This window comes from Streptomyces sp. NPDC059009 (assembly GCF_042740175.1).
In the GTDB taxonomy this organism is placed as follows: domain Bacteria; phylum Actinomycetota; class Actinomycetes; order Streptomycetales; family Streptomycetaceae; genus Streptomyces.
Genome location: NZ_JBHYJB010000021.1, coordinates 150,229 through 165,491, shown reverse-complemented (window position 1 = coordinate 165,491; position 15,263 = coordinate 150,229). Strand labels below are relative to the sequence as shown.

Annotated in this window: 11 protein-coding genes; 10 read left to right on the top strand and 1 reads right to left on the bottom strand. The window is 72.1% G+C overall.

Features of this window, described 5'->3' with window-relative positions:
• The 5 genes from ACFWYM_RS21995 to obgE all read left to right on the top strand — a co-directional run.
• Positions 1–3,716 (top strand): Rne/Rng family ribonuclease (locus tag ACFWYM_RS21995; protein ID WP_384839587.1); only part of this gene is annotated, 3,716 nt, incomplete at its 5' end.
• A gap of 209 nt (positions 3,717–3,925) precedes the next feature.
• Positions 3,926–5,287 carry a phospholipase D-like domain-containing protein gene (locus tag ACFWYM_RS21990; protein ID WP_384839584.1) on the top strand — a complete coding sequence of 454 codons (1,362 nt, stop codon included), beginning with the start codon at positions 3,926–3,928 and terminating at the stop codon, positions 5,285–5,287.
• 186 nt (positions 5,288–5,473) lie between these two features.
• Positions 5,474–5,794: a 50S ribosomal protein L21 gene (rplU, locus tag ACFWYM_RS21985; protein WP_384839581.1), complete on the top strand. Its 321-nt coding sequence runs from the start codon at positions 5,474–5,476 to the stop codon at positions 5,792–5,794.
• A 14-nt stretch (positions 5,795–5,808) separates the two neighbouring features.
• Positions 5,809–6,063 (top strand): 50S ribosomal protein L27, encoded by a 255-nt coding sequence (gene rpmA, locus ACFWYM_RS21980; protein ID WP_010986870.1) that lies wholly within the window; start codon positions 5,809–5,811, stop codon positions 6,061–6,063.
• A gap of 143 nt (positions 6,064–6,206) precedes the next feature.
• Positions 6,207–7,655 carry a GTPase ObgE gene (obgE, locus tag ACFWYM_RS21975; RefSeq protein ID WP_384839578.1) on the top strand — a complete coding sequence of 483 codons (1,449 nt, stop codon included), beginning with the start codon at positions 6,207–6,209 and terminating at the stop codon, positions 7,653–7,655.
• Positions 7,656–7,786: 131 nt separating this feature from the next.
• Here the strand turns inward: obgE and ACFWYM_RS21970 are convergent, their stop codons facing one another.
• Positions 7,787–9,898 (bottom strand): hypothetical protein, encoded by a 2,112-nt coding sequence (locus ACFWYM_RS21970; protein ID WP_384839575.1) that lies wholly within the window; start codon positions 9,896–9,898, stop codon positions 7,787–7,789.
• Between the two features lie 256 nt (positions 9,899–10,154).
• Between ACFWYM_RS21970 and proB the strand changes: the two genes are divergently transcribed.
• From proB to ACFWYM_RS21945, 5 genes are all read left to right on the top strand, one after another.
• On the top strand, positions 10,155–11,282 hold the full coding sequence (gene proB, locus ACFWYM_RS21965; protein ID WP_384839573.1) for a glutamate 5-kinase: 1,128 nt from the start codon (positions 10,155–10,157) through the stop codon (positions 11,280–11,282).
• A gap of 271 nt (positions 11,283–11,553) precedes the next feature.
• The gene (locus ACFWYM_RS21960; protein ID WP_384839570.1) at positions 11,554–12,042 is read left to right on the top strand and encodes a hypothetical protein; all 489 of its coding nucleotides are present in this window, start codon (positions 11,554–11,556) and stop codon (positions 12,040–12,042) included.
• A gap of 82 nt (positions 12,043–12,124) precedes the next feature.
• Positions 12,125–13,402, top strand: coding sequence for a glutamate-5-semialdehyde dehydrogenase (locus ACFWYM_RS21955; protein WP_384839567.1), 1,278 nt, complete (start codon positions 12,125–12,127; stop codon positions 13,400–13,402).
• A gap of 90 nt (positions 13,403–13,492) precedes the next feature.
• Positions 13,493–14,104: a hypothetical protein gene (locus ACFWYM_RS21950; RefSeq protein ID WP_384839564.1), complete on the top strand. Its 612-nt coding sequence runs from the start codon at positions 13,493–13,495 to the stop codon at positions 14,102–14,104.
• 79 nt (positions 14,105–14,183) lie between these two features.
• Complete coding sequence (locus tag ACFWYM_RS21945; protein ID WP_384839561.1) at positions 14,184–15,254, top strand: hypothetical protein; 1,071 nt, start codon at positions 14,184–14,186, stop codon at positions 15,252–15,254.
• The last annotated feature ends 9 nt before the right edge of the window (positions 15,255–15,263 follow it).

Here is a 15,263-nt window from a genome sequence, read left to right as displayed (position 1 = left end):
AGGCCGAGGCCGCGCCCGCCGCGCGCCCGCGCCGCCGTGCGACCCGCCGCGCCAGCGCGCCCGCCGGGGCGCCGAAGGGGGACGAGACCGCCGCGCCCGCCCAGGAGGAGCCGGCCAAGGCCGCCCCCGTCGAGGCCGAGGCCGAGCAGCCCGCCGCCGAGCCCGCACAGGAGGCCGCGCCCACCGGGCGCACGCGCCGTCGTGCGACCCGTCGTGCCTCCGCGCCCGCCGGGGCGCCGCAGTCCGCGGCGGCCACCGAGGCCACCGCCCCCGCCGAGACCGTGACCGAGCCCGCCGCTGAGGCCGCTCCTGCCGCTGAGGCCGAGCCCGCCGCCGAGCCTGTCGCGGACGCCGCCCCGCGCCGCTCGCGTCGCCGTGCCACCCGTAGCGCGTCCGCGCCCGCCGGGGAGCCCAAGGCCGCCGAGGCCGCGCAGGAGGCGGAGCCCCAGCAGGCCGCAGCCCCCGCCGAGACCAAGGCCGAGGAGCCCGCCGAGGCCGCGCCCGCGCGCACCCGCCGCCGTGCCACCCGTAAGGCCGCCGCCGGGTTCTCCGCGCCCGCCACGCAGAAGGCCCGCGCCGCCAGGGACGAGGACGCCGAGGACTCGGGGCGCGGCCCCAAGCGGCCCGCCGTCGCGGTGTTCCAGGCGCCGGTCTTCACCGAGCCGATGTTCCAGACGCCGGAGCGCGCCGCCGCGGCCGCCGCCGCCGAGGCCGCCGAGGCGCCCGCCGAAGAGGCCCCGGCCGCCGCGGAGGAGGAGCAGGCCCCGCGCCGCTCGCGTCGTCGTCGCCGCGCCGCCGACGAGGAGGCCGCCGCCCCGCAGGAGGCCCCCGCCAAGGCCGCCGACGAGGACACCGAGACCGAGGTCGAGGCCGAGGCCGAGACCGATGAGCAGCAGTCCGCCGAGGACGGCGACGCCGAGGAGACGGGCGAGCGCCAGGGCCGCCGCCGTCGCCGTGGCGGCCGCCGCCGCAGGCGCGGTGAGTCCGCCGAGACGGACGGCGAGGACAGGGACCAGCACGCCGACGGCGACGCCGCCGAGCAGGACGCGGAGGCGGGCGCCGACACCGCCGAGCGTGCCGACGAGGACGCGGAGGACGCCGAGGACGGCGACGCCGAGTCGGAGTCCTCGGGGTCCGGCTCCAGCAGCAGCCGCCGGCGCCGGCGCCGCCGCCGTCGCGCCGGTGACTCGGCCGACGGCGAGCCGGGCGCCGGTGACCCCGAGCGCACGGTCGTGAAGGTGCGTGAGCCGCGCGCCAAGAAGTCCTCGGACGACGCGCCGTCGGACGAGGTGCAGTCCATCAAGGGCTCCACTCGTCTCGAGGCCAAGAAGCAGCGTCGCCGCGAGGGGCGCGAGCAGGGCCGCCGCCGGGTGCCGATCATCACCGAGGCGGAGTTCCTGGCGCGCCGCGAGGCCGTCAACCGCGAGATGATCGTCCGCCAGAACGGCGACCGCACCCAGATCGGCGTCCTCGAGGACAACGTGCTCGTCGAGCACTACGTCAACAAGGAGCAGTCGACCTCGTACGTCGGGAACGTGTACCTCGGCAAGGTGCAGAACGTCCTGCCGTCGATGGAGGCCGCCTTCATCGACATCGGCAAGGGCCGCAACGCCGTCCTGTATGCGGGCGAGGTCAACTTCGAGTCGCTCGGCATGGCCAACGGGCCGCGCCGCATCGAGTCCGCCCTCAAGTCCGGCCAGTCGGTCCTCGTTCAGGTCACCAAGGACCCGATCGGCCACAAGGGCGCCCGCCTGACCAGCCAGGTCTCGCTGCCCGGCCGCTACCTGGTCTACGTCCCCGAGGGGTCGATGACCGGCATCAGCCGCAAGCTGCCCGACACCGAGCGCGCGCGTCTGAAGACCATCCTCAAGAAGATCGTCCCCGAGGACGCGGGCGTCATCGTGCGCACCGCCGCCGAGGGCGCGAGCGAGGACGAGCTGCGCCGTGACGTCGAGCGGCTGCAGCAGCAGTGGGAGGACATCCAGAAGAAGGCGAAGGCGACCTCCACCAGCTCGCCGAGCCTGCTGTACGGCGAGCCGGACATGACCGTCCGCGTCGTCCGCGACATCTTCAACGAGGACTTCTCCAAGGTCATCATCAGCGGCGACGAGGCGTGGCAGACCATCCACGGCTATGTCTCGCACGTCGCCCCCGACCTCGCGGACCGGCTCCAGAAGTGGACGTCCGAGGTCGACGTCTTCGCGACGTACCGGATCGACGAGCAGCTGATGAAGGCGCTCGACCGCAAGGTCTGGCTGCCCAGCGGCGGTTCGCTGGTGATCGACAAGACCGAAGCCATGATCGTGATCGACGTCAACACCGGCAAGTTCACCGGTCAGGGCGGCAATCTCGAAGAGACCGTCACGAGGAACAACCTCGAGGCGGCCGAGGAGATCGTGCGCCAGCTGCGGCTGCGCGACCTCGGTGGCATCGTCGTCATCGACTTCATCGACATGGTCCTGGAGTCCAACCGGGACCTGGTCCTGCGGCGGATGCTGGAGTGCCTGGGCCGGGACCGGACCAAGCACCAGGTCGCCGAGGTGACGTCGCTGGGTCTGGTGCAGATGACGCGCAAGCGCGTCGGCCAGGGTCTGCTCGAGTCCTTCTCCGAGACCTGCGTCCACTGCAACGGCCGCGGCGTGATCGTGCACATGGAGCAGCCCACCTCCCAGGGTGGCGGCGGCAAGCGCAAGAAGCGCGGCGGCCGGGGCGGCTCGGACCACGGTCACGAGCACACGCACGAGGCCGCTGCCACCGAGACGGCCGAGGCCGTCGAGACCGAGGCCGAGGTCGCGGCGGAGGCCGCCGCTCCGGTGGCGCTGCCCGAGCCCGACTTCGTACCGGACGAGGAGCTGTACAGCAGCGCCGCCGAGGCCGAGGCCGCCGCGTCCCGTGGTGGCCGCTCGCGCCGCCGTGCGACCCGCAGGGCGTCGGCTCCGGCCGGGGCCCCCAAGGCCGAGTCCGAGCAGCCGGAGACGGCTGAGAAGCCGGAGAAGGCCGCGAAGGCGGAGAAGAAGTCCGGGAAGAAGGCCGAGCAGAAGGCCGCTTCGAAGGCTGAGGCTCCGAAGGCGGAAGCCCCGAAGGCGGAGGCGCCCGTCGAGCCCGAGCAGCCGGTGGCCGCCGAGGCCCCGGCCGAGGCTCCCGCGGCCGACGACGCCGCGCCCAAGGGGCGTACGCGCCGGCGTGCGACCCGCAAGGCGTCGGCCCCGGCCGGTTCGCCGAAGTCGGCGGAGGCCGCGGAGGTCGTGACCCCCGCCGAGCCCGAGCCGGTCGCCAAGGAGGCCGAGCCCGTCGCCGAGCCGGTGGCGGAGCCCGTCGCCGAGGAGCCCGCCGAGGCCGCGGCCCCGGCCCGTCCGCGGCGTCGCGCGGTCCGCAAGACCGCGGCGCCGACCGCGTCCGAGGACACGGCCGTCGTGGTCGTGGCGTCGGCCGACAAGGACAAGGCCGAGGCCGAGCAGTCCGAGTCCGATGACAAGGCTGAGGTGAAGGCCGAGGCCGAGGAGGCGGCGCCCGCCAAGAAGACGGCGCGCAAGACCGCCAAGAAGGCGACGGCCAAGAAGGCAGCCACCAAGAAGACGGCTGCCAAGAAGACCGCCGCCAAGAAGACGACGACGGCAAAGAAGGCGGCGAAGACCACCAAGTCGGCGTCGAAGAAGACCGCGGCGGCGGAGCAGCCCACGCTCTCCGGCGTCTCGGCCTCGGCCGACGAGGGCTGAGCCGACCGGTAGGCAGTACGGCAGTACCACGGTGCCCCTGGCCGACGGAATGCGTCGGCCAGGGGCACCGGTGCGTGCAGGGCGCACCGGATGACGTGATGCGCCCTGCCCCGGCTGTGGCGAATGGTGTACAACACAGGCAGAACAACACACGGCGCGTACGCGGGGGTTGGGGAGATCACGCGGCCGCGCCAGGGGAGGGAACACCGATGACGCTGCCGCGTCTCAGAGGCACGGGCAGGCACCGTGCGACGAAGCCGACCGCGACCGGGCGCCGGGCCGTGGCCCTGGCCACCGTCCTGTCGGCCGCCGGGATCCAGGCCGTCGGCGCCGTGGGCACCGCCGAGGCCGACATCGCGCAGGACACCGCGCAGGCGTGGCCGGAGGGCCCGGTCTTCAACGACCCGAAGGGCGACGCCGACCACCAGTACGCGATACGCACCCGGCTGCTCCAGCTGACCGACGCCGCCAAGCCGGGCTCGACGATCAAGGTCGCGGTCTACCACGTATGGGAAGCCACGGTCGTCGACGCGCTGGTGAACGCCAAGAACCGTGGCGTGCACGTGCAGATCCTGCTCGACGAGTCCAGCAGGAGCGACCGGCCCACGAACACCTCGTACGCCACGCTCGCCGAGGCCCTCGGCACCGATCCGGCCAAGTCGTCCTTCGTGACGCTCTGCCCGCCGCACAAGTCCTGCCTGGGCGACCCCAAGTACGGCCAGTCGATCATGCACAACAAGTTCTGGCTGTTCTCGGAGGTCGAGGGCGCCAAGGACGTCGTCGTGCAGACCACGTCGAACTCGACGCCCTCGGCACACACGAAGTTCTTCAACGACGCGCTGCTGCTGCCGAACAACCCGACGATGTACGACGCGTACGCGGACTACTTCAGGGAGATGGTCGGCAAGCGCTGGCGGGACTGGGACTACCGCACGGTCAGCAGCGGCCTCTACAAGGCGTACTTCTTCCCGCGCGACGGTTCGGTGAACGAGACCGACACCATGTACTCGGTCCTGAACAACGTGAGCTGCACCTACAAGGACGCGCACGGCGTGAAGCAGCGCACCAAGGTCCGCGCCGCCATCTTCAAGGTCACGCGCAAGCAGATCGCCGACAAGCTGGTCTCCCTGAAGAAGGCCGGCTGCTCCGTGGACCTCGTCTACGCCGAGACCGACAGCAAGAAGAGCCAGGGCACCCCCGGCACCTGGGAGACCCTGCACAAGTCCGGCGGTCCCACGCTGCGCTGCTTCAACGACGACCGGGACCCGCTGCACCCCGGGCAGAAGCTCACGACGCCGTACATCATCCACACGAAGTACCTGCTCATCGACGGCGTGTACGACGGCAAGCGGAACAAGATCTCCTTCACCGGCTCGCAGAACTTCACGGCCCCGGCGCTGCGCGAGAACGACGAGGCGATCGTGAAGGTCGACGACGACGGCGTGCACGACACCTACCGCGCCCACTTCGACCGGGCGAAGGCGGTGGCCTGGCCGGGCAAGGCCGACACCACCGATCTGTGCAAGGGCGTGAAGCCGCTGCCGCCGGACGGCGAGAATCCCAAGACCTGAGCTGGTCAAGGGCCGGTTTGACCCTTCAGGGCGGGCCCCGTAACCTTGACCGTCGGCGTGTCCACATGGACTGCCGCACCCTCGTAAACCTATTTCCTCCCCTGGCTCAGGCCGGGGGAGAGGCCGTCCGCTTTCTCGCGGGCGGCTGGACTGCGGGGATCCGTTCCGAGCGAGAGAGAGTCCCGCGTGTACGCCATCGTGCGCAGCGGTGGTCGCCAGCACAAGGTTGCTGTCGGCGACATCGTTGAGGTTGACAAGATTTCCACCGCCAATGTGGGCGACACGGTCGAGCTCTCGACCCTGCTCGTCGTCGACGGCGACTCCGTGACCAGCGACCCGTGGGTGCTGGCCGGCATCAAGGTCCAGGCCGAGGTCGTGGACCACCACAAGGGCGCGAAGATCGACATCCTTCGCTACAAGAACAAGACCGGCTACCGCCGTCGCCAGGGTCACCGCCAGCAGTACACGGCGATCAAGGTCACCGGCATCCCCACGGCTGCGAAGTAAGGGACTGAGACAAGATGGCACACAAGAAGGGCGCATCGTCCACTCGGAACGGTCGCGATTCCAATGCTCAGCGGCTCGGCGTGAAGCGCTTCGGCGGTCAGGTCGTCAACGCCGGTGAGATCCTGGTCCGCCAGCGCGGCACCCACTTCCACCCGGGCTCGGGCGTCGGCCGCGGCAAGGACGACACCCTGTTCGCGCTGGACGCCGGTGCGGTGGAGTTCGGTACCCACCGTGGCCGCAAGGTCGTGAACATCGTTCCGGTCGCCTGACTCAGGCTTCCGTAGAACAGGTTCTTCGCGAGGGCGGACCTCACTTCCCGTACGGATTCCGTACGGGAAGAGGGTCCGCCCTTCGTGTGTTGTAGTTGAGACATTTCGTACGTACGTAACTTGCGTAACTGGAGGCACCAACCATGACCACCTTCGTGGACCGCGTCGAGCTGCACGCCGCCGCGGGTAACGGAGGCCACGGCTGTGCCTCCGTGCACCGGGAGAAGTTCAAGCCGCTCGGCGGGCCCGACGGCGGGAACGGCGGTCGGGGCGGTGACGTGATCCTCGTCGTCGACCAGGACGTCACCACGCTCCTCGACTACCACCACAGCCCCCACCGCAAGGCCACCAACGGCCAGCCGGGCGCGGGCGACAACCGCGAGGGCAAGAACGGCCAGGACCTGGTCCTGCCGGTCCCGGACGGCACCGTCGTCCTCGACAAGCAGGGCAACGTGCTGGCGGACCTGGTCGGCCAGGGCACCACCTTCGTCGCGGGCCAGGGCGGCCGCGGCGGCCTCGGCAACGCGGCCCTCGCCTCGGCCCGGCGCAAGGCCCCCGGCTTCGCGCTGCTCGGTGAGCCGGGCGAGACGCGGGACGTGGTCCTGGAGCTGAAGACCGTCGCGGACGTGGCGCTCGTCGGCTACCCGAGCGCGGGCAAGTCCTCGCTGATCTCGGTGCTCTCCGCCGCCAAGCCGAAGATCGCGGACTACCCGTTCACGACGCTCGTCCCCAACCTGGGCGTGGTGACGGCCGGTTCGACCGTCTACACCGTGGCCGACGTGCCGGGGCTCATCCCGGGCGCCAGCCAGGGCCGGGGCCTCGGCCTTGAGTTCCTGCGCCACGTCGAGCGGTGCAGCGTCCTCGTGCACGTCCTGGACACCGCCACCCTGGAGTCCGACCGCGACCCCGTCTCCGACCTCGACGTCATCGAGGAGGAGCTGCGGCAGTACGGCGCGGGCCTGGAGAACCGGCCGCGCCTCGTCGTCCTCAACAAGATCGACGTGCCGGACGGACAGGACCTCGCCGACCTGGTCAGGCCCGACCTGGAGGCGCGCGGCTACCGCGTTTTCGAGGTCTCCGCGGTGGCCCACAAGGGCCTCAAGGAGCTGTCGTTCGCGCTCGCCGAGCTGGTCGGCGCGGCCCGTGCGGCCAAGCCGAAGGAGGAGGCGACCCGCATCGTCATCCGCCCCAAGGCCGTCGACGACTCCGGCTTCACGGTCACCCGCGAGGAGATCGGCGGCGAGCCGCTCTTCCGCGTGCGCGGCGAGAAGCCCGAGCGCTGGGTGCGCCAGACCGACTTCAACAACGACGAGGCCGTCGGCTACCTCGCGGACCGGCTCAGCCGCCTCGGCGTCGAGGACGAGCTGATGAAGGCGGGCGCACGCTCCGGCGACGGCGTCGCCATCGGCCCCGAGGAGAACGCGGTCGTCTTCGACTGGGAGCCCACGATGCAGGCCGGCGCCGAGATGCTCGGCCGCCGCGGCGAGGACCACCGCCTGGAGGCCCCGCGCCCGGCCGCGCAGCGCCGCAAGGACCGCGAGGCCGAGCGGGACGAGGCCCAGCGCGAGTACGACGACTTTGAGCCGTTCTAGGAGGGCCGGGAGCCGACGGCTCCGGTAGACCTCCCCCAGGACCCTCCCGCGTACGGGAAAGGCCCCCAGAATCGCTCTGGGGGCCTTTCCCGTACCTACTGGGTGCTACCGCACGACGGGACCGCGCGGGACTACGCGGTGACCGAGTCCTCCGCGCCGTTGTCCGCGCCGCTGTCCATGGCGGCGTCCTGAGCGGCCTCCCGCGCCGCGTCCTCCGCCTCCTCGGCGGTGCGCTGGCCGGGGATGCCGGCGCCGAGGCGGGCCTCCATGCGCAGGCGGCGCTCGTCGGCCTGCTCGCACAGGGCCAGGGCCGCGGCGTTGAAGCGGGCCAGGGACGGCGGGTCCGAGGGGCCGAGGAGGTGCTCCTTGAGCTCGGCCCGGTCCTCCGCGTACGGGTCGGTGGCGGGGTTGCGCACCGACTCCAGGAGCGCCGGGACGCCCTCGGCCGACGGCGACAGGATCGCCGCCGCGCGCACCGTCGGGAAGCCCGCGCGGAACTCGGCCTCCGACATCCCGGAGGTGTTCGCCACCGCGTACGGCTTCTCGCTGCTCAGCCAGTCCGAGACGACCGAGGAGACATCGCTGATCAGCAGGTCGGCGGCGTTGAAGCAGGTGAAGATCGCCGGGCGGGGGCCGGTGACGATCTGGTGCTCCCACTCGGGGAACGAGGCCCAGTACGCGGCCTCCCAGGCGGCGGTCGCCTCGGCCACGGCCCGCTGGCGGTCGCCCTTCGGGCTGCCCTGCAGCAGCATCCGCTCCATCTCGTCGGAGCTCTTGCGGAACGCCGTCCGGGTCAGCTCGTCGAGCTCGGCGGCGCGGCGGGTCAGCTCGGCGGCGGCCTCGGGGCCGGGCCGGGCGCCGGAGCGCTTGGTGTTGGCCTCGGCGATCATCGCCTTGATGCGCTCGTTGGCGGCGCCCGCGCGCGGGTCCTGCGAGCCGGTCATCGGGTGCGGCTTGTACAGGAGGCGGACCTTGGGGTCGGCGAGCAGCGCGCGGACGATGTTCTCGCCCGCGAGGACGACCGAGGTGTTGCCCGGGTTGCCGTCCCAGCCCTCCCAGGTGGGGGCGTACAGGACGGTCGTGTACGGGCTCGTGGGCGCCCCCGTGTACGGGCGGATCGGGGAGAGCTGCGGGCGGCCCACCTCGACGACGTCCTTGTCCTCGACGCCGATGTCGGCGAGCTGGTAGCGGTCGCGCGCGGCGGGGCCCGCGACCCAGACCTGGTCGTACGCCTTCGCGTACGGGTTGCAGGAGGAGAGCTTGTCGCTCTCGCCGTGGTTGATGAAGGCGTGCTTGATCGAGGGGATGCGCAGGACCTGCGAGGTCTTCGCGGCGTTCGCCGGGTGCAGCATCATCTTCAGCGTCGACGTCTCCAGGGAGAACATCGTGGCGACCTTCGGGAAGCAGATGATCGGGACGTCCGTCGCGTCGATCTTCTGCACCATGAAGCGCTCACGCAGCACGATCAGCGGGTTGCCGTCGACCGCGGAGAGCGTGGAGAGCCACATGTTCGCCTGGTACGCGGAGGTCGTGCCGCCGGAGAAGTACATCGCGACGGTCGGCTTGTAGTCGGCGAGCCACTTGTCGAGCCACTGCATGACCTGCTCGGCGTTCTTCGCGCGCTTCTTCGGGAGCAGCCAGGTGGCGAGGTAGAAGGTGCCGCCGGCCAGCAGGGCGATGGAGATGCCGAGGCCGATGCCGCCCCAGTAGGCGTCGGTGGTCGCCGCCGTGATCAGCAGGCCGACGGTCGTGGGGATCGAGAACAGCAGCAGGCGGTGGCCCTGCCGGCGGGACAGGATCCGCGGCGGGGCGGCGCTCAGGCGCAGCGCGGACGCGTCGATGTTGCGCGTGACGATCGGCAGCGAGCGGGTGCGGCGCACCAGGACCGCGGCCGCGTGGCAGCAGAAGTGCAGCACGTAGAAGGCGAGCAGCGCGATCGTCAGCGGGGACTGCTCGGCCAGCGGCTCGATGCCGTCGATGCGCAGCAGGCCGACCAGGACGAGCATGTCGCGCAGGAGCTGCCGCACGGTCACGTCGAAGCGGATCTTGCTGAGGAGCGAGAGCAGTCCCGGCTGCTTGTACTGCAGGTAGACATCGAGTGCGAGGTTCGCTGCGGACGCGGCGATGAACACCGGGACGTACGGCAGCAGCGCGGTCACGAGCTGGGCCGTGAAGAGCGCGAACATCGCGAGCAGCGCGGACAGCTGCACGATGCGACGGGGGGCGAGTCCGGCTGAGGGCACGGGCTGGGCTCCTGGCGGGGGGATGGGCAGGATGGACAGGGGGGAAGTCGACCACTGACCGTATGACGCCCGGTGGCTCCGGAGCAATCTTCCGTGACCACTATCACCGGATACAGGGGCAAAGGTAATGAACCGAAGCGGCCATTTTTACCTCGGGAACGGTCGCCGTCCGCCCCTCGAAATGCGCGGGCGCCCCGTGCGCGCACTCGCGTAGATTGCAGGCCCTAAGCGCAAATGTGAGCAACTGGGGAAGCGTGTGACAGGGGCAAGGCAGTCAGTGGCAGAGGCCCACCGGGTCGTCGTCAAGGTCGGGTCCTCATCCCTGACCACCGCATCGGGGGGCCTGGACGCCGACCGCGTTGACGCCCTGGTCGACGTACTGGCCAAAAGCCGCAGCGGGGGAGAGCGCGAGGTCGTGCTCGTCTCCTCCGGCGCCATCGCCGCCGGGCTCGCCCCGCTCGGCCTGCGCAGGCGCCCCAAGGACCTCGCCCGCCAGCAGGCTGCCGCCAGCGTGGGCCAGGGCCTCCTGGTGGCCCGCTACACCGCCTCCTTCGCGCGCTACGGCGTACGCGTGGGGCAGGTGCTGCTCACCTCCGACGACATGGCGCGCCGGGCGCACCACCAGAACGCCTCGCGCACCCTCGACCAGCTCCTGGCCATGGGCGCGCTCCCGGTGGTGAACGAGAACGACACGGTGGCCACCGACGAGATCCGCTTCGGCGACAACGACCGGCTCGCCGCCCTCGTCGCCCACTTCGTCCGCGCCGACCTCCTCGTCCTCCTCTCCGACGTGGACGGGCTCTACGACGGGGACCCCGCCAAGCCCGGCACCTCCCGCATCGGCGAGGTGCGCGGCCCCGCCGACATAGCGCACGTGAAGATCGGCAGCGCGGGCAGGGCCGGGGTCGGCACCGGCGGCATGGTCACCAAGGTGGAGGCCGCCGGGATCGCCGCCGCCGCCGGGATCCCCGTCGTGCTGACCTCCGCGAGCCAGGCCGCCGACGCCCTCGCGGGCCGCGACACCGGCACGTACTTCCACAGCACGGGCCGCCGCTCCGCCGACCGCCTGCTGTGGCTGCGCTACGCCTCCGAGCCGCGCGGCGCCCTCACGCTCGACGACGGGGCGGTGCGCGCGGTCGTCGAGGGCCGCAAGTCGCTGCTGCCCGCGGGGATCGCCGCCGTGGAGGGCGAGTTCACCGCGGGCGACCCGGTCGAGCTGCGGGACACGTCGGGCCGCGCGGTCGCGCGCGGCCTGGTGAACTTCGACGCGAAGGAGCTCCCGCGGCTGCTCGGGCGCTCCACCCGCGAACTCGCCCGGGAGCTCGGACCGGCGTACGAGCGGGAGGTCGTGCACCGGGACGATCTGGCGCTGCTGCACCCCTGAAGGCGCCTGGCCCGTCCCTGAAGGCCCCTGACCCGTCCCTGAAGATCTCCGGCACTTCCCTGAGGGATCCCTGCGGCACCCCTGGGGCCCTTGGATCCCTCGGCTCCCGGCCGAAAATCGCTGCGAATGCAGGTGTGGGGCGGCCTCTGCGAGGTGAAACTCCCCAAAACTGCCCCGCGAGAGCTCTTGGCCTGCTCAACTTTGTTGCAAGCAGTTCGAGTTCCGCAGCACCGTTGCGTATCGGCACCACCATCGCGTAAAGGAGGCCGTCGTGAGACGAGTACGCCAAGGGGCGGCGTCCCGCGGGCCCGGCGAGCGGGCCGCGCTGACGAGCGTCGCCACGGGGGCGGCGTACGCCGGTGCGCGGGAGAGCTCAGGCAGCAGCACGGAGGAGAGCCAGGAGGGCGACACCGTGGAAGCGCCCCGCCTGTGGCACGTCACCCTGAGCGTCTCGGGCGCCGAGGCCCCGCTGAAGGAGGTCAGGCGCGGCCTCGAACAGCTCGCCCACGACCACCCCTTTCTCCTGACGAGCCGCTACGCCCAGGACCACGCCGAGATCCGCTACTGGGAAGAGGCCCGCGACCTGCACGACGCGGCCGCCGTCGCCCTGCGCCTGTGGGGCGAGCACCGGCAGAGCGCCCAGCTGCCGCCGTGGGAGATCGTCGGCCTCGAGGTCATCGACCGGGACACGTACCACCACCGCATCGCCGAGGGCTACGGTCCGCAGCCGGCCACCCCGGTCGGCGTGCACCCGTTCTGACCCGCTGGCCCCTGTCGGCCACCCCGTCTCGGGGACTGGAAACCCGCTCGGCGCCCGCCCGCGGGCCCATTACCCTGCCCCCATGACCTCGTACGACGACACTCTCTCGCCCGTAGCCCAGGCCGCCCACCGCGCGCGGGACGCCGCCGCGGTGATCGCGCCGCTGCCGCGCGCCGCGAAGGACGCCGCCCTTCTGGCGATCGCCGACGCCCTGGAAGCGCGCACCGCCGAGGTCGTCGAGGCCAACGCCGAGGACACCGCCCGCGCGCGTGCGGCCGGGACCAGCGAGACCGTCATCGACCGGCTCACGCTCACCCCGGAGCGCGTCGCCGCCATCGCCTCGGACGTACGGGACGTCGTCGCGCTGCCCGACCCGGTCGGCGAGGTCGTCCGCGGCTCGACCCTGCCGAACGGCATCGACCTGCGCCAGGTCCGCGTCCCGCTCGGCGTCGTCGGCATCATCTACGAGGCCCGGCCGAACGTGACGGTGGACGCCGCCGCGCTCTGCCTCAAGTCGGGCAACGCGGTGCTGCTGCGCGGCAGTTCGTCGGCGTACGAGTCGAACACCGCACTGGTGAAGGTCCTTCGGGGCGCCGTGGCGGAGGCCGGTCTGCCCGCCGACGCCGTGCAGCTCGTGCCGGGTGAATCCCGGGACTCCGTACGGGAGTTGATGCGCGCCCGCGGGCTCGTGGACGTGCTCATCCCGCGCGGCGGCGCCTCGCTGATCAAGACCGTCGTGGAGGAGTCCACCGTCCCGGTCATCGAGACCGGCACCGGCAACTGCCATGTCTACGTGGACGCGGACGCCGACCTCGACACGGCCGTCGACATCCTCGTGAACTCGAAGGCGCAGCGCCCCAGCGTCTGCAACGCCGCCGAGACCCTCCTGGTGCACCAGGACATCGCCGACGCCTTCGTGCCGCGCGCCCTGGACGCCCTGGCCGAGGCGGGCGTCACCGTCCACGCCGACGCGCGCGTCGGGGCGTACGCCCCCGGCTCGAAGGCCACCGTCGTGCCCGCGACCGAGGAGGACTGGGAGACCGAGTACCTCTCGTACGACATCGCGGCCGCCGTCGTGGACTCCCTGGAGGGCGCCGTGGAGCACATCCGGCGCTGGACCTCCGGGCACACCGAGGCGATCGTCACCACCTCGCAGCAGGCCGCCCGCCGCTTCACCCAGCTCGTGGACTCCACGACGGTCGCGGTGAACGCCTCGACGCGGTTCACGGACGGCGGCCAGTTCGGCTTCGGCGCCGAGATCGGCATCTCCACGCAGAAGCTGCACGCACGCGGCCCGATGGGGCTGCCCGAGCTCACGTCGACGAAGTACATCGTCACCGGCGACGGCCACACCCGCTGATCCTCCGCCGTTGCGTCCGGAACCTCGTAGCAACCCCTGAATTCCCTTACCGTCTGCCCAAATTGCCCCTTCCGGGTCTAGGCTGGAAGGGTGCCGGAGGACGTGGGGGGCACGCCGTCGTTCCCTGACGGCTGGGAGCCCGACGACGAGCGCGACCGCGGGGGTGCGGACGAAGAGTTCGCCTCCGTGGTCTTCGACGAGGACTTCGTGCGGGCCGCCGAGATCCATGAACCCACCGCGGTGGAGCGGCTGTTGGCCGCTGCCCAGGCGCGCGCCGAGGCGTCCGAGGCGGAGGCCCGCCGCGCCCACACACGATCCGGCCACGACCCGGGCGACGACGAGCTGTACGAGGACGGCTACGGCCCGGACGGCACCGGCGAGTTCGGCCGCGACTACGACAGTGCCGACGACTTCTACGAGCGCGACCTGGACCCCGAGGAGTACGCCCGCGCCAAGGGCTATGGCTCCCACATCCGTTGGCAGCGCCCCATAGCGTGGATGCTCGCCCTGCTCATGGGCATCGGCATGGTCGCCCTCGCCTTCACCGCGGTCTACCGGGGAGCCTCGTCCGGCCGCGAGGACCAGGTGCCGCCGCCCGCCTCCGAGCAGCAGGACCGCGTCTCGCCGACCGTCTCGGACAGCCCCTCGGCCTCCGCGGAGTACGGCCCGCCACCGGTCTCCGCGGTGCCCCGCACCCCCTGACCGGCCCGCGTGAAGAGTTGTCGGAACTTGTCGTGTACCAGGGCGTTTACCTGACGGCCCGGAGACCTACCCTGAAGGTATGGGCGGCCCAGGAGAACCACCTGCGGGGACCCCCGAAGGCGCACCCGGCGGTGGTGAGGACGAGTACGGATCCGTCGTCTTCGACGAGTCGTTCGTCCGCGCTGCCCGGCTCCAGGAGTTCTCCGCGCAGGAGCGCATGGGGGACCACGCGCGCGCGGTGCGCCGCCGCCCGGGCCTGCGCAAGAGCCTCTCCCGGCAGGCCGTCATCCTCGTCATCCTGATCGCCGTCGCCTTCGGCACCGCGATCTACATGGGCGTCCGCCACCCCTACCAGTCCCCGGCGGCCCGGCGACCCGAACCGCTGCGGATGACCGTCGTGCCGCTCGCCCCGCGCGGCGCCGTGCCCGGTGCCGCGCAGGCCGCCGAGCTGTACGCGCACAGCCCCGCCAAGGAGTTCCGGGTGGGCGCCAGCGGCATCAACCTCCCGGCGGCCCGGCGCACGGCGCACTTCTCGGACGGCCAGGTCGTGGCCGCCCTGACCACCGCCAAGGACTACCTCGTCGAGTCCTCCCTCGACCCGGACGTGCTCACCGGCGACTCGGTGCGCTCCGCGCGGATCCTGCTCGACCCCGAACTGCTCGACCAGTTCGACGAGAGCTTCCGGCACCCCGCGGCGGACGGGCGGCACGCCCCCACCGGCTGGCTGGTGCGCTTCGACCCGCGGCGGGTGGAGCTCGCCGACCCCGGCATCCGCGTCCAGGGCACCCTGCGCATCGCCGAGACCGACAAGAACACCCTCGAGGTCGTCTCGGACCACACCTTCGTCTACGCCCTGCGGCCCGCGGGCACGCGCACCGGGCCGGTCTCGCTGTTCACCCTCCGCCGCGAGCTGCACTTCCGCTTCGACCGCGACGACCTGCGGCTGCGCCAGACCGAGCTGTTCGGCTCGGCCGCGCAGGCGGGGCCGCTGTCCTGCTCGGCGGACTCGACGGCGCGGCTGCGGCCGCTGCTCGCCGGGGAACACGCGACGGCGGGCGGCCCGGCCGGTACGGACCCGTACGCGACGGGCGCCGCGACCGCGCTCTGCGGTGCGCTCGCGCCCGCCGCCCAGCCTTCGCTGTCGCGGTAGCTCCTTGCG